This window comes from Rhodococcus sp. WB9 (assembly GCF_007558985.1).
Lineage (GTDB): Bacteria > Actinomycetota > Actinomycetes > Mycobacteriales > Mycobacteriaceae > Rhodococcus_F > Rhodococcus_F opacus.
Genome location: NZ_CP041769.1, coordinates 5,508,035 through 5,530,883, shown reverse-complemented (window position 1 = coordinate 5,530,883; position 22,849 = coordinate 5,508,035). Strand labels below are relative to the sequence as shown.

The window sequence follows — 22,849 nt, the reverse complement described above, 5'->3', positions numbered from 1 at the left end:
GATGGAGAACTTCATGAAGAGAACGGCAATCGTCACCGGTGCGGCACGGGGCATCGGTGCCGCGGTGGCGAAGAAACTGGCGAGCGACGGGTATGCGGTGGCGGTGCTCGACCTCGACGAGTCCGCGTGTGCGGCAACCGTCGACGCCATCGAGTCCGCCGGCGGCCGGGCGCTGGCCGTGGGCGCGAACGTCGCCGACGAGGCGTCGGTCGCCGCGGCGGTCGAGCGGGTGGTGAACGAACTCGGTGCCCCGACGATCCTGATCAACAATGCCGGAATCACCCGCGACAACCTGTTGTTCAAGATGACCGTCGACGACTGGGACGCGGTCATGAACGTGCACCTGCGCGGTGCGTTCCTGATGTCGCGGGCCGTGCAGCAGCACATGGTCGACGCCGGGTTCGGGCGCATCGTGAACCTGTCGAGCACGTCCGCGCTCGGTAATCGCGGGCAGGTCAACTACTCCGCCGCCAAGGCGGGCATGCAGGGCTTCACCAAGACGCTCGCCATCGAACTGGGCAAGTTCGGTGTCACCGCGAACGCGATCGCGCCCGGCTTCATCGAGACCGAGATGACCGCCGCCACCGCCGAGCGGGTGGGTGTCGGTTTCGAGGACTTCAAGAAGGCGGCGGCGTCGCAGATCCCGGTGAACCGCGTCGGGCTGCCCGAGGACATCGCCAACACCGCGTCGTTCCTGGCGAGTGAGGGTGCCGGATTTGTATCCGGACAAGTGATCTACGTCGCCGGCGGACCGAAGGACTGAGGAATATGACCATTGACGAACAGGCGATCGCACGCGACCTCAGCGATCGTGTCGCGACCCTCGTCGAACAGAACGACCTGTCGGATCCGACCGGGTTCCTCGGAGCCCGATTCGACGCCGGCCTCGCGTGGGTCCACTTCCCGCCGGGGCGCGGCGGGCTCGGTCTGCCGCAGAGCTTCCAGGCGCAGGTCGACGCCGAACTCGCTGCCGCCGGAGCGCCCGGTCCGGCCAAGGGCCGCAACGGGATCGGGTTGGGTATGGCCGCGCCGACCATCGCCGCGTTCGGCACCGAGGAACAACAGCAGAAGTACCTGCGGCCGATCTTCACCAGCGAGCACATCTACTGCCAGTTGTTCAGCGAACCGGGGGCGGGCTCCGACCTGGCCGCGGTCGCGACGCGAGCCGTCCGTGAGGGTGACGGCTGGATTGTCAACGGGCAGAAGGTGTGGACGTCGGGGGCGCAGAATGCACAGATGGCGATCCTCGTGGCCCGGACGGATCCGACGGTGCCCAAGCACGCCGGGCTCACGTACTTCCTGTGCGACATGAGCGATCCCGGTATCGACGTCCGGCCGTTGCGGCAGATCACCGGTGAGGCCGAGTTCAACGAAGTGTTCCTCACCGACGTCCACATTCCCGATACCGATCGGCTCGGCGACGAGGGGCAGGGCTGGCGGGTGGCGACCGCGACCCTCAACAACGAGCGGGTGGCGATCGGCGGTTCCGCGGCCGCCCGCGAGAGCGGCATGATCGGACCGGTCGCCCAGGCCTGGCGGGAGCAACCCGAACTCCGCGATCCGGCGATGCACGACGAACTGCTGCGGCTGTGGGTCGAAGCGGAGGTCGCCCGGCTGACCGGGGAACGCCTGCGGCAACAACTCGAGGCCGGGCAACCCGGCCCGGAGGGATCCGGCCTGAAGCTGGCCTTCGCCCAGCTCGCGCAGACCATTTCGGGTTTCGACATCGAACTCCACGGTGAGGCCGGGCTGCGGTACGACGACTGGACCATGCGCCGCCCCGACAAGGTCGACTTCACCGGCCGTGAACCCGGCTACCGGTACCTGCGCGCGAAAGGCAACTCGATCGAGGGCGGCACGTCCGAGATCCTGCGCAACGTCATCGCAGAACGCGTCCTCGGCCTCCCGCCGGAACACCGCGTCGACAAGGACGGGGCTTCCCCCCTGAGTGAGGACATCATGAACACTGGGTCGTTAAGACCCAGAGGAAGAGATGTCACTGATGGCGATGAAGGCGTACTCGGCGGAGTTCAAGGCCGATGCCGTCGCGCTGTACCTGTCCGATCCGAACCACACGTTCGAGGGCATCGGCAAGGATCTGGGAGTCAGCCGTGAGACGCTGCGCACCTGGGTGCGGGCCGAACGCAAACGCACCGGCGCTCCCGCGGCCGAGCTCCGGGCCAGTGGGGCGGCGCGGCCGGCATCGCGGGCCGGCGGGGTATCGTCCGAGTCCGTGTTGGAGGAAGAGAACAGGCAGCTCAAGGCCCAGATCCGCAAGCTCGAAACCGAACGGGAGATCCTGCGGAGGGCCGCGAAATATTTCGCCGGGGAGACGAATTGGTGAGCAGCCACTTCCAATTCGTTGACGACCACTGCGACACCTTTCCGGTGAAGTGGCTGTGCCAGATCCTCGAGGTCTCCCGCTCGGGGTTCTACCGGTGGCGGGCCGCCGCGCCGGCCCGGGACGCCCGCGCCTCCGCCGACGAGGAGTTGGCCGCCCGGATCCGCGCCATCCACGACGACTCCGACGGCACCTACGGGGCCCCACGGGTGACCGCCGAACTGCGCGATGCCGGGATCGAGGTCAATCACAAGCGGGTCGAACGGGTCATGCGCGTGAAGGGGATCGTCGGGCTGCATCTGCGCAAACCGGTGCGCACCACGATTCCCGCCCCGGACGCGGTCCCGGTGCCGGACCTGGTCCGGCGGGATTTCACGGCGAGCGCACCGAACACCAGGTACGTCGGGGACATCACCTACCTGCCGGTGGGTGACGGTGAATTTCTGTATCTGGCGACGGTGTTGGACCTGGGTTCGAGACGGTTGGCGGGGTGGTCGATCGCCGACCATATGCGCACCGAGTTGGTCACCGATGCGCTGCGGGCGGCGGCCGCCTGTCGTGGCGCCGCCGGGCTCGATGGGTCAATATTCCACTCCGACAACGGAGCTCAATATGCATCGGCGGAATTCGCCGAACTCTGCTGCGAGTTGGGGGTGACCAGGTCGCGGGGTGCGGTCGGAACGTCGGCGGACAACGCGGCCGCCGAGTCGCTGAATGCGACGTTGAAACGGGAGACGCTGAAGGGGCGGAAACGCTGGAACAGTGCGGGCGAGGCGCGCGCTGCCGTGTTCCGCTGGATCACGCGATACAACACCAGAAGGAGGCATTCCACTCTCGGCCAAATCTGTCCGGTCGAGTTCGAGCAGCGATCGGCTACGCTGGCCACCGCCGCATAGGAATAGGTGTCCACATCTCGGGGAACGCCCGACATCGCCTGGAAGGACCTGCCCCGATGAGCACCGCAGATCTGCTGTATTCCGACACGGAAGACGCCCTGCGCGACTCCGTCCGCCGCCTCCTCGCCGACCGCTGCCCACCGGAACTGGTGGTCGGGGCGTACGACCGGGCACCCGCCGACTTCTCCGGAGTGTGGAAATCCCTCGCCGTCGAACTCGGACTGGCGGGCCTGCTCGTCCCCGAGGACCTGGGCGGCGCCGGCGCGAGCGCACGCGAGGCTGCGGTGGTCATGGAGGAGATCGGGCGTGCCGTCGCGCCCGTCCCGTACCTTTCCAGCGCCGTACTCGCGACGGTCGCGCTGCTGAAGGCGGGAGACACGCGAACGGTCGGCGCACTCGCCGACGGGACGACCACCGGTGCGCTCACGGTCGGGCTCGCGACCGCACCGGGCCGGTTCACCCCGACCGTGTGCCGGGACGGCGACGCCCTGACCGGCACCGTGACCAGTGTCGCGGGCGTCTCGGAGGCCGACATCCTGATCGTGCCGGTCGAGGGTCCGGGTGGACTCGAACTGCACACGGTGCCCGCCGGCACCGCCGGCGTCTCGGTCATGCCCGTGCTCGCGCTCGACATGACCCGGCCACTGTCGGATGTCTCGTTCGACGCCGCCGCATCCACCCGCGTCGACGACGGCAACGCCGCGGCGGCGGTCCGTGACGCCCTCGTCGTCGGTGCCGCACTGCTCGCCTCCGAGCAACTCGGGCTCGCGCAGTGGTGCTTCGAGACGACCCTGGCGTACGTCAAGGAGCGAACCCAGTTCGGCCGCGCCGTCGGGTCGTTCCAGGCGATCAAGCACCGCCTCGCCGACCTGTGGCTCGAGGTCACCTCCGCGGCCGCCGCTGCCCGCTACGCCGCGGACACTGCCGCCCGGGGCGACGCGGACGCCGAGGTCGCGGCTGCCGTCGCGCAGGCGTACTGCAGTGACGTCGCCGTCCACGCCGCCGAGGAGTGCGTCCAGCTGCACGGCGGGATCGGCATGACGTGGGAATACCCCGCGCACCTGTATCTGAAGAGGGCGAAGAGCGATCAGCTCGCGTTCGGCACCGCCTACCGTCACCGCGCGCGCCTCGCCGACCTGATCGACCTGCCCGCGTAACCCGAGCCGCACCACCGACAGTCAGGAAGCAATCCATGAAGGCATGGCGTGTCCACGAACTCGGCGAGCCGCGCACCGCGCTGCAACTCGAGGAGGTCCCGGATCCGACGGCAGGCCCCGGCCAGGTGCTGGTGAAGGTTCTCGCCGCCCCGGCGAACTTCCCCGACGTGCTGCTGTGCCGCGGCGAATACCAGATCAAGCCGCCGCTGCCGTTCACACCCGGAGTCGAGCTGTGCGGTGACGTGCTGGAGGTCGGTGACGGCGTGACCCGCTTCGCCGTCGGCGACCGGGTGATCGGTAACCCCAACCTGCCCGGCGGCGGATTCGCCCAGATGGCCGTGATGGACGAGGCCAACACGTTCGCCGCCCCGTCCGCGCTCGACGACGCCGAGGCGTCGGCGTTGAGCATCGGCTACCAGACGAGCTGGTTCGCCCTTCACCGGCGCACCCAGCTGAAGCCGGGGGAGACGCTGCTCGTCCATGCCGCCGCGGGCGGAGTGGGCAGCGCCGCAGTGCAATTGGGCAAGGCTGCCGGAGCGAAGGTGATCGGCGTCGTCGGAGGCTCCGACAAGGTCGAGTACTGCCGCCGGCTGGGGGCGGATCTGGTGATCGACCGGCACACCGACGATTTCGTTCCGCTGGTCAAGGAATTCACCGGCGGACGCGGCGCGGACGTCGTCTACGACCCGGTCGGCGGCGACGCCTACGCGAAGTCCGCCAAGTGCATCGCGTTCGAAGGCCGGATCCTGATCATCGGTTTCGCCGGCGGCACCATCCCGACACCCGGCCTCAATCACGCCCTGATCAAGAACTACTCGATCATCGGCCTGCACTGGGGTCTGTACAAGCAGTACAACCAGCAGGCGATCGCCGACTGCCACGAGGAACTGACCCGTCTCGCCGACTCCGGTGCGATCACGCCGCTCATCAGCGAGCGGCTCTCGCTCGCGGACGTCGCAGACGGCATCGGCCGGCTCGGTGACGGCAGCACCGTCGGCCGCCTCGTCTTCCAACCCTGAAGGGAACGCACATGGACATCGGTTCACTGTTCGACGTCGCAGGCAAGACAGTGGTGGTCACCGGAGGTTCGCGGGGTATCGGCCGGATGATCGCGCAAGGATTCGCCCTGGCCGGGGCTACCGTGATCATCTCCGCCCGCAAGGCCGAGGCGTGCGAGAAGGCCGCGGCCGAACTGTCCGCCGCCGGGCCGGGGACGTGTCACGCACACCCCGCCGACCTGTCCACCGAGGAGGGGATCGAGGGCCTCGTCGCGCGGGTCGCCGAGGTGTCGCCCCGACTGGACGTCCTGGTGAACAACGCCGGAGCGACGTGGGGTGCGCCGGTCGACGATTTCCCCGCCGCCGGTTTCGACAAGATCTTCGACATCAACGTCAAGGGCGTGTTCATGCTCACCCAGGCATTGCTGCCGAGTCTGCGGGCCGCGGCGACGGACGGTGACCCCGCCCGGGTGATCAACATCGGATCGATCGACGGACTCGTGGTGTCGGGTAGCGAGAACTTCTCGTACGGGGCGAGCAAGGCCGCGGTCCACATGCTCACCCGCAAGCTCGCAGCGACACTGGCCGCCGAGCGGATCACCGTCAACGCCATTGCCCCCGGACCGTTTCCGAGCAAGATGATGGCCTTCGTCCTGGACGATCCGGAGCGGAAGGAGGCGGTCGAGGGATCGGTCCCGCTCGGCCGGGTCGGCACCCCGGAAGACGTCGCGGGCACCGCGATCTTCCTCTCCTCGCGTGCCGGGGCCTACCTCACCGGCACCGTCGTCCCCGTCGACGGCGGGTTGTCGGGAACACGCTGAACAGCACGTCAGACAGTCGGGACACGGAACGAGCGAGAGGCGGTACGGCGGCGATGAGCTGGTACGACGACAGGCCCTGGATGGATCGGTACGACGAGAACACGCGTTCCGTGGGGGAGATCCCCGCCCGGACAGCGCTCCACATGTTCTCGGCCGCGGTCGAATCCGCCCCGGACGGGCCGGCCATCCGGTACCTCGGCGGCACCCTCGACTACCGCGAGGTCGACGAACTCAGCGACGGTGTGGCCGCCTACCTCACCGAGAACGGATTCGGGAAGGGCGACCGGCTCGCGATCTACCTGCAGAACATCCCGCAGTTCGTGCTGGCGTTGCTCGGCACGTGGAAGGCGGGCGGTGTCGTCGTCCCGCTGAACCCGATGTACCGGGACGAGCTCTCTCACATCCTCACCGACGCCGGAGTCACCGCGATCGTGTGCAGCGAGAACGCGTGGGCCGATCGGGTGGCGGAGCGGACATCCGCCGCGGGGGTGCGGATCGCGCTGACCGCGAGTGAACTCGACATCCAGACGTCCGGCGACGCACGGGTGTTCGGGGGCGTGACGCGGGTGCGCGCCGAGGGCGTGCCGGACCTGCTCGAGGTGGCCCGGGCGCGCGCGGGTACCGGCGTGCCGGATCCCGGTCTGGTCCCGGACGACATCGCGCTCGTGTCCTACACCTCCGGAACGAGTGGAGTCCCCAAGGGAGCGACCAACACCCACCGGAATCTCACCGTCAACAGTTCGATCCTGCGGCTGTACGAGAGCAAGCCCGCCGGTTCGCCGATCTTCGCGCTCGCACCGCTGTTCCACATCACGGGCATGGTGTGCCAGTTGCTCACCGCGATCGACCTGGCGTCGCCGCTGATCCTCGCGTACCGGTTCGACGCAGGGGTCGTCCTCGACGCCCTCGAGCGGGAGCGGCCGGTGTTCATGGTCGGCCCGTCCACCGCCTACATGGCGCTGATGGCCCACCCCGACTTCTCCGGTGAGCGCTTCGCTTCATTGGAGGCCGTGATGTCCGGTGGCGCCCCGCTACCCCCTGCCATCGTCGAACGGTTCCGGGAGCTGACCGGAAAGTACATCCGCAACGGCTACGGGCTCACCGAGACCAGCGCACCGTGCGTCGTCGTCCCGCCGAACCTGGAGGCGCCGGTCGATCCGTCGTCGGGCACGCTGGCGATCGGCCTGCCCCTTCCGTCCGCCGTGATCCGGATCGTCGGGGAGGACGGGCACGACCTCGACCCGCTCGAAGTCGGGGAGATCGCCGTCGACGGGCCGATGGTCGTGCCCGCGTACTGGAACAAACCGGACGCCACGGCGCAGTCGCTGCCCGGCGGCCGGTTGCTCACCGGCGATGTGGGCTTCATGGACGCCCAGGGCTGGGTGTACGTCGTCGATCGCAAGAAGGACATGATCAACGCGTCCGGGTTCAAGGTCTGGCCGCGCGAGGTCGAGGACGTGCTGTACCGGCACCCGGCAGTCCGGGAGGCCGCCGTCGTCGGCGAGCCGGACAGCTACCGCGGCGAGACCGTCGCCGCGTTCGTCAGCCTCCGGCCCGGGCAGACGGTCGAGACGGACGACCTCGTCGAGTACTGCCGGGAGCGGCTGGCCAGCTACAAGGCCCCGAGGCGGGTCGTGATCGTCGACGAACTGCCCAAGACGGCCAGCGGGAAGATCCTCCGACGCGAAATGCGCCGCAGCACCCCGGCTTGAGCCCGCCGCCGTCCCGTTCGCTCCGGCAATCAGGCGAGAACGGGGTGCGGGTAGTCCGCCGCGCGGTGCTGGAACGACAGGATCCGGGGGTTCTGCACGACCCCGTCGCGGATCTCGACGGCCCGCCGGATCGTGTCGCTGCGGTCCCAGGCGGAGGGTCCGTCGAGGACGGTCCCCAGATGGGGGAGCAGGGCCTCGCTGATCTCCCACGTCGCCGAATTCCACAGGTAGGACGGGCTGTGATCGACCGCGTAGTAGCGGACGTTCTCGCCGATCATGAACGTCGGATCGGCGAACGACGTGGGCCGGGCCCAGCTGAAGCCCATTCCCTCGTCGCAGGACACGTCGACGACGAGGCTGCCGGGCAGGAGGGTTTCGACGTCCGAGTCGATCAGGAACGTCAGCGGCGACTCCGTGTCCTGCAGGACGCAGTTGACGATGATGTCGTGCCGGGCGAGGAACCCCGCGAGCGGCATCCGGCCCTCGTCCGTGGTGACGTGGCTGCGGCGCGGATCGGCGTCGTCGTGATCGAACTGCACGATCTCCGCGGAATGGATCGGCGAGCTCACGGCGGTGACCCCGCGCTGGGTGACGACGTGGACGTCGTGAATGCCCAGGGCGTTCAGCGCGGTGACGGCGCCGCGGGCGGTGGCACCGAAGCCGAGGACCACGGCGCGGAGACGGCGGCCGTAGTCGCCGGTCGAACCCGCGATCGACAGGGCGTGCAGCACCGAGCTGTATCCGGCGAGCTCGTTGTTCTTGTGGAAGACATGGAGCTGGAACGACCCCTCGACGCTCCAGTGGTTCATGGCCTCGAACGCGATCAACGTGAGGTGGCGATCGACGGCCACCTGGGTGAGCTCCGTGTCCTGGACGCAGTGCGGCCACCCCCACAGGATCTGGCCGTCACGCAGATCCGCCAGATCCTTCGCGAGAGGTTTGGGCAGCAGGAGGACGTCGTTGTGCTCGATCAGCTGCTCCCGGGTGCGCAGACCGCCCACCGACTGGGCAAGCTGCTCGTCGGAGACACCGAAGGGCTCTCCGTAGCCGTACTCGAGATGGATGCGGCCACGGAGATCGGGGTTGATCCGGTCGAAGTGGAGCGGGTGGATCGGGAGCCGGCGTTCGTCGGTTTTGCTCGAACGCGCGACGACGCCGAGGGTGAGTGGATGAGAGCGGTGTTGCTGCACAGGGGTGTCCCTTGGTCGACACTGCCGGAGAGAGTCTTCGGCAGAGAGTTGTTGCCGCGGAACCCGCAATGGAGGAGGCCAGCGTTCGATCGATGTGCGCGGCATCTGCCGGCGCTGCTGCAGCTCTCGACAAAGCCCGAGGAGATCACTCGGGGAAGACTGGTAGCACCAGAGAGAAAGGCTGCGCCGCGACAGGCGACGCAGTTCCTCGTGGTGCCCCCGGCAGGATTCGAACCTGCGACCTTTCGCTCCGGAGGCGAACGCTCTATCCCCTGAGCTACGGGGGCGCACCGGAAATTCGGTGTGCCGATTGGGCTGGCCAATCGTAGCGCATGGGTAGTGGGATCGACCAAATCGGTCCCCCTACTTCGTGGACTCGCCCCGGTAGCGGCCCGAACACGCCTAGTGTCGGGAGGACGTGGACGCTCGCGAACTCTCGGGGAGGGGTCGAGAATGACCGATGGACGGCAGGCCGGGTCGCAGGATTCCGGCGGGCACTATTCCGATTCCGACCTCGATCTGGACCTGCGGTGGTGGGCGGCGGCCAACTATCTGACGGTCGCGCAGATCTACCTGCAGGACAACGCGCTTCTGCGTGCGCCGCTGCGTCCCGAACACATCAAACCCCGGCTCCTCGGGCACTGGGGGACGAGCCCGGGTCTGTCGATGATCTACGCCCTGCTGAACCGTCTCATCCGCCGGACCGATACCGACTGTCTCTACGTGACGGGTCCCGGACACGGTGGCCCTGCGCTCGTCGCCGCCACGTACCTGGAGGGGACGTACTCGGAGGTGTACCCGGGCGTGTCCCGCGATGCTGCCGGTATCCACCGTCTCTGCCGGCAGTTCTCGACGCCGGGTGGCATCCCGAGTCACGTCAGTGTGCAGACGCCGGGCAGCATCCACGAGGGCGGCGAGCTCGGCTACGCTCTCGCGCATGCCGCCGGGGCGGCATTCGATCACCCGAACCTATTGGTGGCGTGCGTGATCGGAGACGGCGAGGCCGAGACCGGACCACTGTCCGGTTCGTGGAAACTCCCCGCATTCCTCGATCCGGAACGTGACGGAGCGGTGTTGCCGATCCTGCACGTCAACGGAGCGAAGATCGCCGGGCCCACCGTCTACGGTCGCAGCAGCGACGCAGACATCGAGGAGTTCCTCGGCGGTCAGGGCTGGGCGCCGACCGTCGTCTCCGGCGACGACCCGAGACAGGTCTTCCCGGCGCTGCATCGCGCCCTCACCGACGCGCACGCAGCGATCTCCGACCTGCAGCGGGAGGCGCGGGCCGGCCGGCGCAGCGCAGCCAAGTGGCCGGCGATCGTGCTGCGGACCCCGAAGGGCTGGACCGGTCCGCGCACCGTCGACGGCGTGCTCGTCGAGGGCACGCACCGGGCGCATCAGGTTCCGCTGTCGGGAGTGCGGACCGACGAGGCGCATCTGCGTCAGCTCGAGGAGTGGATGCGGTCCTACGGCCCCGGTGAACTGTTCGACTCCTCCGGCGCACTCGTTCCGGACCTCGAGCGGCTCGCGCCGCAGGGCGACAAGCGGATGGGTTCGTCGCCGTACGCGAACGGCGGCCGCCTGCGTGCCGATCTTCCCGTGCCGCCGCTGGAGAAGTACGCGCTCGCGATCGAGAAGCCCGGCACCACCCTCCACGAGACCACCCGGGTGCTCGGGGAACTGCTCCGCGACCTGTACGTCGCCACCACCACGCCCGACGGCGGTGGATACTTCCGGCTGTTCTGCCCGGACGAAACGGCCAGCAACCGGTTGGGCGCCGTGTTCGAGGTGACCGACCGCTGCTGGCAGCTGCCGGTCACCGACTACGACGACGGACTGTCAGCCCGCGGCCGGGTGATGGAAGTGCTCAGCGAGCATCTCTGCGAGGGATGGCTGGAGGGATATCTGCTGTCGGGGCGGCACGGGCTGTTCGCCAGCTACGAGGCGTTCGCGATGGTGAGCGTATCGATGCTCGTCCAGCACACGAAGTGGCTGCAGCACGCGGTGGATCTGCCGTGGCGGGCACCGGTGGCGTCGCTGAACGTCCTGCTGACCAGCACGTGCTGGCGCAACGACCACAACGGATTCAGTCATCAGGGGCCGGGCATGATCGACGCCGTCATCCCGCTCGCACCGGATGTCGTCCGGATCTGGCTGCCACCCGACTCGAACACTCTGCTCTCCATCGCCGACCACTGCCTCCGCAGCACCGACCACGTCAATCTCATCGTGGTCGACAAGCAGCCGCACCTGCAGTACCTGACCCTCGCGGAGGCGCATGCGCACTGCGCGGCCGGGGCGTCGGTGTGGGAGTGGGCGGGGACGGAAGGCACGGTGGGCGCCGACCCGGACGTCGTGCTCGCCGCCGCCGGGGACGTCCCGACCCAGGAGATCCTCGCCGCGGCGCAGTTGCTGCGCGAACACACGCCGGACCTGGTCACCCGGGTGGTCAACGTCGTCGACCTGATGGGGTTGCTCACCCCCACCGAACACCCGCACGGATTCGACGCACGCATGTTCCTCGACCTGTTCACCGCGGACACGGACGTGGTGTTCGCGTTCCACGGGTACTCGCGCGCCGTCCACGAGCTGATCCACGGGCGTCCCGCCCCGGACCGGTTCCACGTTCGCGGCTTCAGCGAACAGGGCACCACGACCACCCCGTTCGACATGGTCGTGCTCAACCGGATGAGCCGCTACCACCTGGTCCTCGAGGCCCTGCGACGCACGCGGAGAGAGCCGGCCGGTGCCGGCGAACTGGCCGATTTCTGCCTCCGGCAACTCGAACGGCACGGCGAGTACGTCGTCGCGCACCTCGAGGACATGCCCGAGGTGCGCGACTGGACGTGGTCGTGAAGCCGGAAGTCAGTTCATCGGGAGGGGAGCAGCGCCTTTCGCGGTGAGCATGTTCGTCATCACCGTCGACTCGCTCTGCTGGGTGTCCACCATCGTCTGCGCGAGAGAGCGCACCGCGTCCTCCGACGCGTGCTGGGCCGCGTACTCCATCATCGGAAGTCCGCCCTGGTGGTGACGCAGCATCAGCTGGAGGTACAGGGCGTCGACGGCCGGACCGGTGGCCTGACGCAACGCGGCCATGTCCTCCGAGGACGCCATGCCCGGCATCTTCGACATCGATCCCATGTGCCCGCTGTCGGCGGATCCGTGGTCGTGACCGTCCGAGTGCTCGGATTCCATCCAGCCCATGTAGCCGCCGGACGGCAGCGCCGGCTGATCCCACAGCGCGAGCCAGCCCTGCATCTGCCCGAGCTGATTCTGCTGCGTGGTGAGGATGTCGTACGCGAGGCCGCGCACCGCCGGGTCGGTGGCGCCCGCCAGCGCGATCGCCGACATCTCCACCGCCTGGCTGTGATGCACGCTCATGTCCTGCGCGAATCCGACATCGACGGAACCGGCCTCGGGAACCGGGGCGCCGGAGTCGTCGAGCGGAAGCCGGGCGAGGAACCCGAGCGCGAATCCGAGGGCGATGGCGCCGATCAGCCCGATGACCAGCAGCGCTGTGCGCTGACTGGGCCGGGACGGGGCTGGATTGTCTGCGGGTTCGGCAGAACTAGCCATTGCCGCCCTCCGGCGCCTGCTGCAGATCGGACGGCAGCTGCAGGTCGCTCGGGAGCTGCATGCCGCTGGGCAGCTGCGTCCCCGCGCCACCGGACTCGGACTGGTCGGGGCTGATACCGCCACCGTCCATCGGCACCGCGTCCGCGCCGGGTGCGCTCGGGTCGAACGGCGGCGGGTTGTCGGGGTCGAAACCGGAGCCCGGGATGGATGAGCAGCTCGCGCCGACCTCCGGGTAGGTGTTCTTGTTGATCCGCAGCGCGGTGATGAACTGGTCGATGCGCTCGTCGTCGACGCTGTCCAGCTTCAGCTGGTGGCCCCACGACTGCACCGAGACCGGGCTGTCGAGGCCCGGGAACGGCGACATCAGCGTGTACGTCTCGCCGTCCACCTTGTCCTTCAGCGTCTCGACCTGGTCGGCGGACAGCTCGTCCGGGTTGTAGGCGATCCACACGGCGCCGTGCTCGAGCGAGTGCACGGCGTTCTCGGTGCGGATCGCGTTCGGGTAGACGGTGCCGGTGCACGTCGCCCAGATGGCGTCGTGCGGGCCGCCGAACGGGGGCGACTGGTCGTACGCGACGCGCTGCGTCGGCTGGATGTGGATGCCGGCCGGGTAGTCGACCTTGACGACGCCGTCGATGTTGACCGACGGGTCGGGATTCTCGGCGCTCGGCGCGTACTTCGCGGCTTCTTCCTTGGCCTGGTACTTGGGGACCAGGTTGATCGCGAGGATCGCCACGAGTGCGAGAACGGCAGCTCCGGCGCCGATCGTCAGCCAGGGGATGGTCCGCGGAGCGGACGCGCCACCCTTGACTTTCGCGCCGCCGCTCCTCTTCTTGGCGGCCTTGATGGCCTTCGCCGACTTCGCGCCCGAGTTCTTATCGGGACCGCGACTTTCCGAACCGCTTGGCATCGATTGTGATCTTTCGGTGTGTGGGTTACGGGCGCTCGACCCCCGGTAACCGGAAGCTGAGGGCCGGGACTCAGGGCGACACCACTGTACTTTCCCACCCTGAGCGCAACCTGGGAGAGTGGCCGCGGCCACGCTCGCCGGCGGTCGCCGGGCCCGCGGCGGGACTCGCGGGAAGGCGGATCACCGCCCGGGACGCGTTGGCCATAGGATAGATACCTGTGACTCCAGCTGACCTTGCCGAACTGCTCCGCGGAACCGCCGCGAAAGTGCTCGCCGAACGCGGACTCGACGTGTCCGTGCTCCCCGAAACTCTCACGGTCGAGCGTCCGCGCAATCCCGAGCACGGCGATTACGCCACCAACGTCGCGATGCAGGTGGCCAAGAAGGTCGGTACCAACCCGCGTGAGCTGGCCGGCTGGCTCGCCGAGGCGCTGACCGCGGCCGCGGGCATCGACAGCGCCGACATCGCGGGCCCGGGATTCCTCAACATCCGCCTGGCCGCCGACGCGCAGGGCGCGATCGTCGCGAAGATCCTCGAGGAGGGTGCCGCGTTCGGGTCCGGACACACGCTCGACGGCAAGAAGATCAACCTCGAGTTCGTCTCGGCCAACCCCACCGGCCCCATCCACCTCGGTGGAACGCGCTGGGCGGCCGTAGGCGACGCGCTGGGCCGGATCCTGTCCACCCAGGGCGCGGCAGTCACCCGCGAGTACTACTTCAACGACCACGGCGCCCAGATCGACCGGTTCTCCCGCTCGCTGATCGCGGCCGCCAAGGGCGAACCCGCCCCCGAGGACGGCTACGCGGGCGCGTACATCGCCGACATCGCCACCCAGGTGCAGCAGCAGCGCCCCGACGTGCTGGAACTGCCCGCGGGCGAGCAACAGGAAGTCTTCCGCGCCATCGGCGTCGACCTGATGTTCGCCCACATCAAGCGCACCCTGCACGAGTTCGGCGTCGACTTCGACGTCTACTTCCACGAGAACTCGCTGTTCGAGTCCGGTGCGGTGGAGAAGGCCGTCGAGACGCTCAAGGACTCCGGCAACCTGTTCCAGGAGGACGGCGCCTGGTGGCTCAAGAGCACCGACTTCGGCGACGACAAGGACCGCGTCGTCATCAAGAGCGACGGCAACGCGGCGTACATCGCCGGTGACATCGCCTACTTCCAGGACAAGCGCTCCCGCGGCTTCGACCTGTGCATCTACATGCTCGGTGCCGACCACCACGGGTATATCGGCCGGCTCAAGGCGGCTGCGGCCGCGTTCGGCGACGACCCCGACACCGTCGAGGTGCTGATCGGCCAGATGGTGAACCTCGTCCGCGACGGTGTGGCCGTGAAGATGAGCAAGCGCGCCGGGACGGTCATCACCCTCGACGACCTCGTCGAGGCGATCGGCGTCGACGCGTCGCGGTACGCGATGATCCGGTCGTCGGTGGATTCGAGCATCGACATCGACCTCGAACTGTGGACGAGCACCGGCAACGAGAACCCGGTGTACTACGTGCAATACGCGCACGCCCGCCTGTCGGCCATCGCCCGCAACGCCGCCGACCTCGGTGTCGCGGTCACGGATCCCGACTTCTCGCTGCTCGTCTCGGAGCAGGAGGGCGATCTGATCCGCACCCTCGGCGAGTACCCGCGCGTCGTCACCAGTGCCGCGAATCTGCGTGAGCCGCACCGCATTGCGCGGTATCTCGAGGAGCTGGCCGGTGCCTATCACCGGTTCTACGGCGCCTGCCGGATCCTGCCCCAGGGCGACGAGGAAATCGGCCCGCTGCACATCGCGCGACTGGCGCTGTGCGACGCGTCCCGTCAGGTCCTGTCCAACGGACTGGCCCTGCTCGGCGTCAGCGCACCGGAGCAGATGTGAACGCGCACCCCGCAGGTCCCAAGCACGCCGAACAGCTGCACGCACCAGGTCTGCCCGAACGTCCCGCCGACGCGGCCGCATTCGCCGCACTCTCTCCCGAGGTGTGGCCCCGCAACGCGCACCGCGCCGCGGATGGAGTCGTCAGCCTGGCGGGCATCCCGGTCACCGAACTGGCCGAGAAGTACGGCACCCCATTGTTCGTGGTCGACGAGGACGATTTCCGGTCCCGCTGCCGCGACATGGCCCGTGCGTTCGGGCCCACCGCCAAGGTGCACTACGCGTCCAAGGCGTTCCTGTGCGGCGAGATCGCCCGCTGGGTCGCCGACGAGGGCCTGTCCCTGGACGTCGCGTCGGGCGGTGAACTGGCGGTCGCCCTGCACGCCGGATTCCCGGCGGAGCGAATTGCCATGCACGGCAACAACAAATCGGTCGCCGAGCTGAACGCCGCCGTGTCGGCCCGGGTCGGGCACATCGTGGTCGACTCCGCCACGGAGATCGACCGCCTCGACAAGGTGGCCGCCGAAGCCGGTGTGCTGCAGGACGTTCTGATCCGCGTGACGGTCGGAGTCGAGGCACACACCCACGAATTCATCTCCACGGCCCACGAGGACCAGAAGTTCGGGTTCTCGCTCGCGGGCGGAAAGGCGATCGACGCGGTCCGCCGGGTCTTCGCCGCCGACAATCTGCGGCTGGTCGGACTCCACAGCCACATCGGCTCGCAGATCTTCGACGTCGACGGCTTCGAGTTGGCCGCACACCGCGTGATCGGGCTGCTGCGGGACGTCGTCGCGGAGTTCGGCGTGGACAAGACCGCCCAGATCTCGATCATCGACCTCGGCGGCGGCATGGGAATCTCCTACGTCCCCACCGACGACCCGCCGCCGGTCGACCAGCTCGCCGCCAAACTCGGCGACATCGTGCGCAACGAGTCGGCGCTCGCCGGTCTGCCGGAGCCGACGCTGGCCGTCGAACCCGGACGCGCGATCGCCGGACCCGGCACGGTGACGCTGTACGAGGTCGGCACCATCAAGGACGTCACCGTCGGCGCCAACCTCACCCGCCGGTACGTCAGCGTCGACGGCGGAATGAGCGACAACATCCGTACCGCGCTGTACCAGGCGGAGTACGAGGCCAAACTGGTCTCGCGGGTCAGCGACGCGGCACCGGTGGTGTCCCGCGTCGTCGGTAAGCACTGCGAGTCCGGCGACGTCGTGATCCGCGACACCTGGATGCCCGAGGACATCGACGCCGGCGATTTGCTCGCCGTCGCGGCCACCGGTGCATACTGCTATTCGATGTCGAGCAGGTACAACCTGCTCGCCCGCCCTGCCGTGGTGGCGGTGCGCGACGGACAGTCGCGCGTGATCCTCCGGAGGGAAACCGTGGAAGACCTGCTGAGCTTGGAGGTACAGGAGTGACGAGCGAATCGGCGCATCGCGCTATCGGTGTGGCCGTCCTCGGCCTCGGCAACGTCGGGAGCGAGGTCGTGCGCATCCTGCGGGAGCACAGCGAAGACCTCGAGGCTCGCGTCGGTGCCCCGCTGGAACTGCGCGGAGTGGCCGTGCGCCGCCCCGGCAAGGACCGCGGAATTCCCGAGGAGTTGCAGACGACCGACGCGGAGTCACTCGTGGCCCGCGACGACGTCGACCTCGTCGTCGAGGTGATCGGCGGCATGGACCTGCCCCGCAAGCTGATCCTCTCGGCGCTCAACTCCGGCAAGTCCGTCGTCACCGCCAACAAGGCGCTGCTCGCCGATCACACGGGTGAACTGGCCGAGGCCGCGGAACTGCACAACGTCGACCTCTACTTCGAGGCCGCCGTGGCCGGCGCGATCCCCGTGATCCGCCCGCTCATCCAGTCCCTCGCCGGTGACCGGGTGAACAAGGTCGCCGGAATCGTGAACGGAACCACCAACTTCATCCTGTCGGCGATGGACGAGACCGGCGCGGACTACGCCGCGACCCTCGCCGAGGCCGGACGCCTGGGATACGCAGAGGCCGATCCGACCGCCGACGTGGAGGGCTACGACGCCGCCGCCAAGGCGGCGATCCTCGCGTCGATCGCATTCCACACCCGGGTCACGGCCGCCGACGTGTACCGCGAGGGGATCTCCAAGATCACCGCGGCCGACCTGACGTCGGCTCGTGCACTCGACTGCACGATCAAGCTGCTGTCCATCTGCGAGCGGATCACCACCCCCGAGGGCAAGGAGCGGATCTCCGCGCGGGTCTACCCGGCGCTCGTGCCGCTGGAACATCCGCTGGCCTCGGTCAACGGTGCGTTCAACGCCGTCGTCGTCGAGGCGGAGAACGCCGGACGCCTGATGTTCTACGGGCAGGGCGCAGGCGGCGCCCCCACCGCGTCGGCAGTGATGGGCGACCTGGTGATGGCCGCGCGCAACAAGGTGAACGGTGGCCGCGGACCCCGCGAGTCCAAGTACGCCAAGCTGAAGATCGCGCCGATCGGCGACATCCCCACGCGCTACTACGTCAACATGCAGGTGACGGACAAGGCCGGGGTCCTGTCGGCGGTGGCTGCCGAATTCTCGCAGCACGGCGTCAGCATCTCCACCGTGCGGCAGGAAGGCGCCGGCGACGGTGCCCGCCTCGTCGTCGTGACCCACGTCGCGACGGATTCTGCTCTGTCGGAAACCGTTGAGGCACTGAGCAAACTCGAATTCGTCACCGCTGTGACCAGCGTGCTGCGACTGGAAGGCACCGAACAATGACCGGCACCCGTAACCCCGTTCACATCCCCTGGCCGGGGCTGATCGAGGCTTACCGCGACCGCCTCGCCATCGGACCTAACTGGAAGACGGTCACCCTGCGCGAGGGCGGTACCCCGCTGCTGCCCGCCGGGCACCTCTCGGAACTCACCGGTTGCGACGTCTACCTGAAGGTCGAGGGGCTCAACCCGACCGGTTCGTTCAAGGACCGCGGCATGACGATGGCCGTCACCGACGCGCTCGCCCGCGGTCAGCAGGCTGTTCTGTGCGCGTCCACGGGTAACACGTCAGCTTCCGCCGCCGCGTACGCCGCCAAGGCGAAGATGACCTGCGCCGTGCTGGTGCCGCAGGGCAAGATCGCGATGGGCAAGCTCGCGCAGGCCGTCATGCACGGCGCGCGGATCATCCAGGTGCAGGGCAACTTCGACGACTGTCTCGAACTGGCCCGCAAGACCACCGCGGAGTTCCCCACGATCGGGCTCGTGAACTCGGTCAACCCGGTCCGCATCGAGGGCCAGAAGACCGCGGCCTTCGAGATCTGCGACGCACTGGGCAAGGCCCCCGACGTGCACGCGCTCCCGGTCGGCAACGCGGGTAACATCACCGCGTACTGGCGCGGGTACTCCGAGTACTACGCGGACGGGCTCACCAGCGTGAAGCCGCGCATGCTCGGCGTCCAGGCCGCCGGCGCCGCCCCGCTCGTCCACGGCGCACCGGTGAAGGACCCGGAGACGATCGCGACCGCGATCCGCATCGGCTCGCCCGCGTCCTGGAACGGCGCGGTCACCGCCAAGGAAGAGTCGCACGGCGCTTTCCGGGCCGCGACCGACGACGAGATCCTCGAGGCGTACCGGCTGATCGCCAGGACCGAAGGGGTGTTCGTCGAGCCCGCCTCGGCCGCGAGCGTCGCAGGTCTGCTCGCCGCCCGCAAGGAGGGCTGGCTGGACTCGGGGCTGACCGTCGTCTGCACGGTCACCGGTAACGGCCTCAAGGACCCCGACACGGCGTTGGCGGGTATGCCTGAGGTTCAACCGATCCCGGTCGATCCTGTCGCGGTCGCGTCGGCCCTCGAGCTGGCGTAGTGGTGGCGCCCACGCCCACCACGCCGCAGGACCACACCGCTGCCATGACACAGACCCTCCCCACTGGCCTCACCGTGACCGCCCGCGTGCCTGCGTCGAGCGCCAACCTCGGCCCGGGCTTCGACACGCTGGGTATCGCGCTCGGACTGTACGACGAGATCACCGTGACCACCACGGGTTCGGGGCTGAAGATCCGGGTCGAAGGCGAGGGTGCCGACGACGTGCCGTGGGGTCCGTCCCATCTCGTGGTCCGGGCCATCGAACGTGGCCTGGAATCGGCGGGTGTGTGGGCTGAAGGCCTGGATGTGGTGTGCCGCAACGCGATACCCCATTCTCGGGGCCTGGGTTCGTCGGCCTCCGCCGTCGTCGGGGGGCTGGCGGCCGCCAACGGCCTGGCGATCAAGCTCGACCCCGAACTCGGACTGTCGCTCGATCAGCTCGTCCAGCTGTCGTCCGAATTCGAAGGGCACCCCGACAACGCGTCGGCGAGCGTGCTCGGCGGTGCCGTGGTGTCGTGGAGTTGCGCGGGCGAGCAGACCGACGGAGCGCCCGCGGCCACCGACATCTACTCGGCGGTCGCGCTGAAGGTCCATCCAGCGATCCGCGTCGTCGCTCTCGTGCCGGGGGAGCGCTCGTCGACCGCCCACACGCGGGGTCTGTTGCCCGAGACGGTTCCCCACCGGGACGCGGCGTTCAACGTCAGCCGCGGGGCCCTCGCTGTGGTGGCGCTCACAGAGCGTCCCGACCTCCTGATGGCGGCCACCGAGGACCGACTGCATCAGACGCAGCGCGCTCCGGCTCTCCCGCTCACGACGCGATGGATCGCCGTCCTCCGCAAGGCGGGTATCGCCGCCACCGTCTCGGGAGCCGGACCGACCGTCCTCGCATTGACCACGGAGCCTTTCCCCGTGGATCTTCGAGCGCAGGCCGAGGCCGAGGGGTTGCAGGTTCTCGAACTGGACGTGGCGGACGGCGTCCGGACCAGCTGACACGCCGTAGGGGCGTCTCCTTGCCCCTACGGTCGTTCACAGCTATCCTGGGCAATGTCCGTACATCGTGCGCATCAGACGCCGGTGCTTCACCAGGGCAATTACTCCAGGTCAATCGGGGTTGACGGCTCCTGGCACGATCCTCCGCACTATCTGTCGTGTAGGGATTGCGAGTACGCGCCTGTTTCAAGGGTGATGTGATGGCGGGCAAGCCGGCAGTTCTTCACATGCAACTACGTACGGCACATCCGAATTCGGTATTCGAAACCGAATTACGGGACGAACCCTCGACTCTGCGCAGCGCGAGTGAGGGAAGGAAAGGACCTCCGTGACCGATACGGACCTCATCGCCGCTCCTGTGCGCGCCTCCTCGGTGGATACCGTTGGCGCGCAGGCAGGCGACTCTTCACAGGCGTCATCGACCGCACCCGGCACCGGTGCCGTGACAGCCTCCACCAAGCGCGCCGAGGCGCGCCGGGGTGCCGGGCTGTCCGGAATGGTGCTCACCGAGCTCCGCACTCTCGCAGGTGAGCTGGGCATCAAGGGCATTTCGGGGATGCGCAAGGGCGACCTGATTGCCGCGATCAAGGAGCGTCAGGGCGGCTCTTCCGCCCCGGCCGCTGCCGCGACGGAAGCCGCTCCCCGGACCCGGGCCACGCGCGCGAAGCGCGAACAGTCCGCTCAGACCGAACTCGAAGTGACTCCGCAGGCGGAGACCACGGAGAAGACCGCCGAGCCCAAGTCGGCCGAACCCGCGACGGGCGACGGCGCACCCACCGACTCCGACACCGCCGAAGGCGGCCGTCGCGGGCGTCAGCGCCGCGGATCCGCGCGTCGGGCAGGCGCACCCGAGCAGGGTGACCAGGGCAGCAACGCTCAGGACACCGCCTCGGCGAATGCCACCGACACGCAGCAGGCCGAGCGCAAGCAGGCCGACGACCGTCAGGATTCCGCCGAGAAGCCGGCCAAGCAGGACGGCTCCGGCGAACAGGGCGGCGACCGCAGCCGACGTGAGCGGGGCGGCGACCGCGGTGATCGTGGCGACACTCGCGGTGACCGCGGTGACCGCGGTGACCGGGGCGACCGCGGTGACCGGGGCGATCGCGACAACCGTGGCGACCGCAGCCAGGGCAGCAACGGCCCGCGCAACAACGACAACCGCCCGGGCGACGACGAGGAAGGCGGTCGCGGACGCCGCGGACGTCGCTTCCGCGAACGTCGTCGTGGACGCGACCGCGGCGAAGGCGGCGGCGGTGACGCCCGCGAGACCGAGATCCGCGAGGACGACGTCCTGCAGCCGGTCGCCGGCATCCTGGACGTCCTCGACAATTACGCGTTCGTGCGGACCTCCGGCTACCTGGCCGGACCGAACGACGTCTACGTGTCGATGAACCTGATCCGCAAGAACGGTCTCCGCCGCGGCGACGCCATCACCGGCGCCGTCCGGGTCGGACGCGAAGGCGAGCAGGGCAACCAGCGCCAGAAGTTCAACCCGCTGGTCCGCATCGACACCGTCAACGGTGGCGACGTGGAAGCGGCCAAGAAGCGCCCCGAGTTCGGCAAGCTCACCCCGCTGTACCCGAATCAGCGGCTGCGTCTGGAGACGACGCCGAACATCTTGACGACCCGTGTCATCGACCTGGTGATGCCGATCGGCAAGGGACAGCGTGCGCTGATCGTGAGCCCGCCGAAGGCCGGTAAGACCAGCGTTCTGCAGGCCATTGCCAACGCCATCGCGACCAACAACCCCGAGTGCTACCTCATGGTCGTGCTGGTCGACGAGCGTCCCGAAGAGGTCACCGACATGCAGCGTTCGGTGAAGGGCGAGGTCATCTCCTCGACCTTCGACCGTCCGCCGGGAGACCACACCTCGGTCGCCGAGCTGGCCATCGAGCGTGCGAAGCGTCTGGTGGAGGCGGGCAAGGACGTCGTCGTCCTCCTCGACTCGATCACCCGCCTCGGCCGTGCGTACAACAACTCGTCGCCGGCCTCGGGACGCATCCTCTCCGGTGGTGTCGACTCGACCGCGCTGTATCCGCCGAAGCGTTTCCTCGGTGCTGCGCGCAACATCGAGAACGGCGGTTCGCTCACGATCATCGCGACGGCCATGGTCGAGACCGGTTCCACCGGCGACACCGTGATCTTCGAGGAGTTCAAGGGCACCGGTAACGCCGAGCTGAAGCTCGACCGCAAGATCGCGGAACGTCGTGTGTTCCCGGCCGTGGACGTGAACCCGTCGGGTACGCGTAAGGACGAGCTGCTGCTCAGCCCGGACGAGGCGGCGGTGCTGCACAAGCTCCGGCGCGTGCTCTCGGGTCTCGACTCGCACCAGGCCATCGATCTGCTGATCGACCGCCTCAAGAAGAGCAAGAGCAACATCGAGTTCCTCATGCAGGTGTCGAAGACTGCTCCGGGCGCGATCGACGACTGATCTCGACCCGACGCGGGGCCCGGCGACTCTCGGTCGCCGGGCCCCGCTGTTTTCCCTCGAGAATCACCGTGGAACAAAACGCGGACCACCCGCGTTGACCACACCGCAAGCACAAATGCCGATTGGGATCGCGAACCTGCGATCTGGCAT

16 protein-coding genes, 1 tRNA gene and 1 pseudogene are annotated in these 22,849 nt (G+C 68.5%); 14 read left to right on the top strand and 4 right to left on the bottom strand.

From position 1 onward, the window contains the following. Position 1: 1 nt before the first annotated feature. From fabG to FND50_RS25795, 7 genes and pseudogenes are all read left to right on the top strand, one after another. Positions 2 to 763 (top strand): 3-oxoacyl-ACP reductase FabG, encoded by a 762-nt coding sequence (fabG, locus tag FND50_RS25825; protein ID WP_144287569.1) that lies wholly within the window; start codon positions 2 to 4, stop codon positions 761 to 763. Between the two features lie 5 nt (positions 764 to 768). Beyond that, a pseudogene (locus FND50_RS25820) lies at positions 769 to 1,932 on the top strand (acyl-CoA dehydrogenase family protein); the annotation flags it as partial. Positions 1,933 to 2,002: 70 nt separating this feature from the next. Next, a protein-coding gene (locus FND50_RS25815) for an IS3 family transposase (protein WP_260850705.1) occupies positions 2,003 to 3,237 on the top strand; the annotation gives its coding sequence in 2 pieces (ribosomal slippage) (positions 2,003 to 2,324 and positions 2,324 to 3,237; 1,236 coding nt in all). A gap of 56 nt (positions 3,238 to 3,293) precedes the next feature. Continuing rightward, positions 3,294 to 4,394, top strand: a complete 1,101-nt coding sequence (locus tag FND50_RS25810; protein ID WP_144287568.1) for an acyl-CoA dehydrogenase family protein — start codon at positions 3,294 to 3,296, stop codon at positions 4,392 to 4,394. Between the two features lie 35 nt (positions 4,395 to 4,429). Then, on the top strand, positions 4,430 to 5,413 hold the full coding sequence (locus tag FND50_RS25805) for an NADPH:quinone oxidoreductase family protein (RefSeq protein ID WP_144287567.1): 984 nt from the start codon (positions 4,430 to 4,432) through the stop codon (positions 5,411 to 5,413). An 11-nt stretch (positions 5,414 to 5,424) separates the two neighbouring features. After that, complete coding sequence (locus FND50_RS25800) at positions 5,425 to 6,213, top strand: RhlG family 3-oxoacyl-ACP reductase (RefSeq protein ID WP_144287566.1); 789 nt, start codon at positions 5,425 to 5,427, stop codon at positions 6,211 to 6,213. A 53-nt stretch (positions 6,214 to 6,266) separates the two neighbouring features. Beyond that, entirely contained in the window at positions 6,267 to 7,925 is a 1,659-nt protein-coding gene (locus FND50_RS25795) for an AMP-binding protein (protein WP_144287565.1), read from the top strand. A gap of 29 nt (positions 7,926 to 7,954) precedes the next feature. On the opposite strand, the gene FND50_RS25790 is transcribed toward FND50_RS25795, so the two are convergent. Both FND50_RS25790 and FND50_RS25785 read right to left on the bottom strand, forming a co-directional pair. Then, positions 7,955 to 9,115, bottom strand: coding sequence for a N(5)-(carboxyethyl)ornithine synthase (locus FND50_RS25790; RefSeq protein WP_186301154.1), 1,161 nt, complete (start codon positions 9,113 to 9,115; stop codon positions 7,955 to 7,957). Positions 9,116 to 9,326: 211 nt separating this feature from the next. Beyond that, positions 9,327 to 9,402, bottom strand: a tRNA-Arg gene (locus FND50_RS25785). A gap of 166 nt (positions 9,403 to 9,568) precedes the next feature. Here FND50_RS25785 and FND50_RS25780 point away from each other — a divergent pair. Next, positions 9,569 to 11,971 carry a phosphoketolase gene (locus FND50_RS25780; protein WP_144287563.1) on the top strand — a complete coding sequence of 801 codons (2,403 nt, stop codon included), beginning with the start codon at positions 9,569 to 9,571 and terminating at the stop codon, positions 11,969 to 11,971. A 9-nt stretch (positions 11,972 to 11,980) separates the two neighbouring features. Here FND50_RS25780 and FND50_RS25775 read toward each other — a convergent pair whose 3' ends face one another. Together FND50_RS25775 and FND50_RS25770 are read right to left on the bottom strand one after the other, a co-directional pair. Then, positions 11,981 to 12,691 (bottom strand): DUF305 domain-containing protein, encoded by a 711-nt coding sequence (locus tag FND50_RS25775; RefSeq protein ID WP_144287562.1) that lies wholly within the window; start codon positions 12,689 to 12,691, stop codon positions 11,981 to 11,983. Then, entirely contained in the window at positions 12,684 to 13,601 is a 918-nt protein-coding gene (locus FND50_RS25770; RefSeq protein ID WP_144287561.1) for a DUF3105 domain-containing protein, read from the bottom strand. Before FND50_RS25770 ends, FND50_RS25775 begins: the two co-directional genes overlap by 8 nt. Before the next feature lie 218 nt (positions 13,602 to 13,819). Between FND50_RS25770 and argS the strand changes: the two genes are divergently transcribed. From argS to rho, 6 genes are all read left to right on the top strand, one after another. Beyond that, entirely contained in the window at positions 13,820 to 15,472 is a 1,653-nt protein-coding gene (argS, locus tag FND50_RS25765; protein ID WP_144287560.1) for an arginine--tRNA ligase, read from the top strand. Next, positions 15,469 to 16,890 carry a diaminopimelate decarboxylase gene (gene lysA, locus FND50_RS25760; RefSeq protein ID WP_144287559.1) on the top strand — a complete coding sequence of 474 codons (1,422 nt, stop codon included), beginning with the start codon at positions 15,469 to 15,471 and terminating at the stop codon, positions 16,888 to 16,890. The genes argS and lysA overlap by 4 nt, the downstream gene beginning before the upstream one ends. Further along, on the top strand, positions 16,887 to 18,200 hold the full coding sequence (locus FND50_RS25755; protein WP_005252944.1) for a homoserine dehydrogenase: 1,314 nt from the start codon (positions 16,887 to 16,889) through the stop codon (positions 18,198 to 18,200). The genes lysA and FND50_RS25755 overlap by 4 nt, the downstream gene beginning before the upstream one ends. After that, positions 18,197 to 19,279, top strand: a complete 1,083-nt coding sequence (gene thrC, locus FND50_RS25750) for a threonine synthase (protein ID WP_005264471.1) — start codon at positions 18,197 to 18,199, stop codon at positions 19,277 to 19,279. The genes FND50_RS25755 and thrC overlap by 4 nt, the downstream gene beginning before the upstream one ends. 44 nt (positions 19,280 to 19,323) lie before the next feature. Continuing rightward, positions 19,324 to 20,268 (top strand): homoserine kinase, encoded by a 945-nt coding sequence (gene thrB, locus FND50_RS25745; RefSeq protein ID WP_039952663.1) that lies wholly within the window; start codon positions 19,324 to 19,326, stop codon positions 20,266 to 20,268. A gap of 328 nt (positions 20,269 to 20,596) precedes the next feature. Next, the gene (gene rho / locus FND50_RS25740) at positions 20,597 to 22,699 is read left to right on the top strand and encodes a transcription termination factor Rho (RefSeq protein ID WP_144287558.1); all 2,103 of its coding nucleotides are present in this window, start codon (positions 20,597 to 20,599) and stop codon (positions 22,697 to 22,699) included. Positions 22,700 to 22,849: the final 150 nt, after the last annotated feature.

What these genes read in the sequence shown, in the direction of transcription:
- thrB (WP_039952663.1), top strand. Translation starts at nt 19,324, where the DNA reads ATGACACAGACCCTCCCCACTGGCCTCACCGTGACCGCCCGCGTGCCT.
- FND50_RS25770 (WP_144287561.1), bottom strand. Translation starts at nt 13,601, where the DNA reads ATGCCAAGCGGTTCGGAAAGTCGCGGTCCCGATAAGAACTCGGGCGCG.
- FND50_RS25795 (WP_144287565.1), top strand. Translation starts at nt 6,267, where the DNA reads ATGAGCTGGTACGACGACAGGCCCTGGATGGATCGGTACGACGAGAAC.
- FND50_RS25800 (WP_144287566.1), top strand. Translation starts at nt 5,425, where the DNA reads ATGGACATCGGTTCACTGTTCGACGTCGCAGGCAAGACAGTGGTGGTC.
- FND50_RS25805 (WP_144287567.1), top strand. Translation starts at nt 4,430, where the DNA reads ATGAAGGCATGGCGTGTCCACGAACTCGGCGAGCCGCGCACCGCGCTG.
- thrC (WP_005264471.1), top strand. Translation starts at nt 18,197, where the DNA reads ATGACCGGCACCCGTAACCCCGTTCACATCCCCTGGCCGGGGCTGATC.
- FND50_RS25775 (WP_144287562.1), bottom strand. Translation starts at nt 12,691, where the DNA reads ATGGCTAGTTCTGCCGAACCCGCAGACAATCCAGCCCCGTCCCGGCCC.
- FND50_RS25810 (WP_144287568.1), top strand. Translation starts at nt 3,294, where the DNA reads ATGAGCACCGCAGATCTGCTGTATTCCGACACGGAAGACGCCCTGCGC.
- fabG (WP_144287569.1), top strand. Translation starts at nt 2, where the DNA reads ATGGAGAACTTCATGAAGAGAACGGCAATCGTCACCGGTGCGGCACGG.
- FND50_RS25780 (WP_144287563.1), top strand. Translation starts at nt 9,569, where the DNA reads ATGACCGATGGACGGCAGGCCGGGTCGCAGGATTCCGGCGGGCACTAT.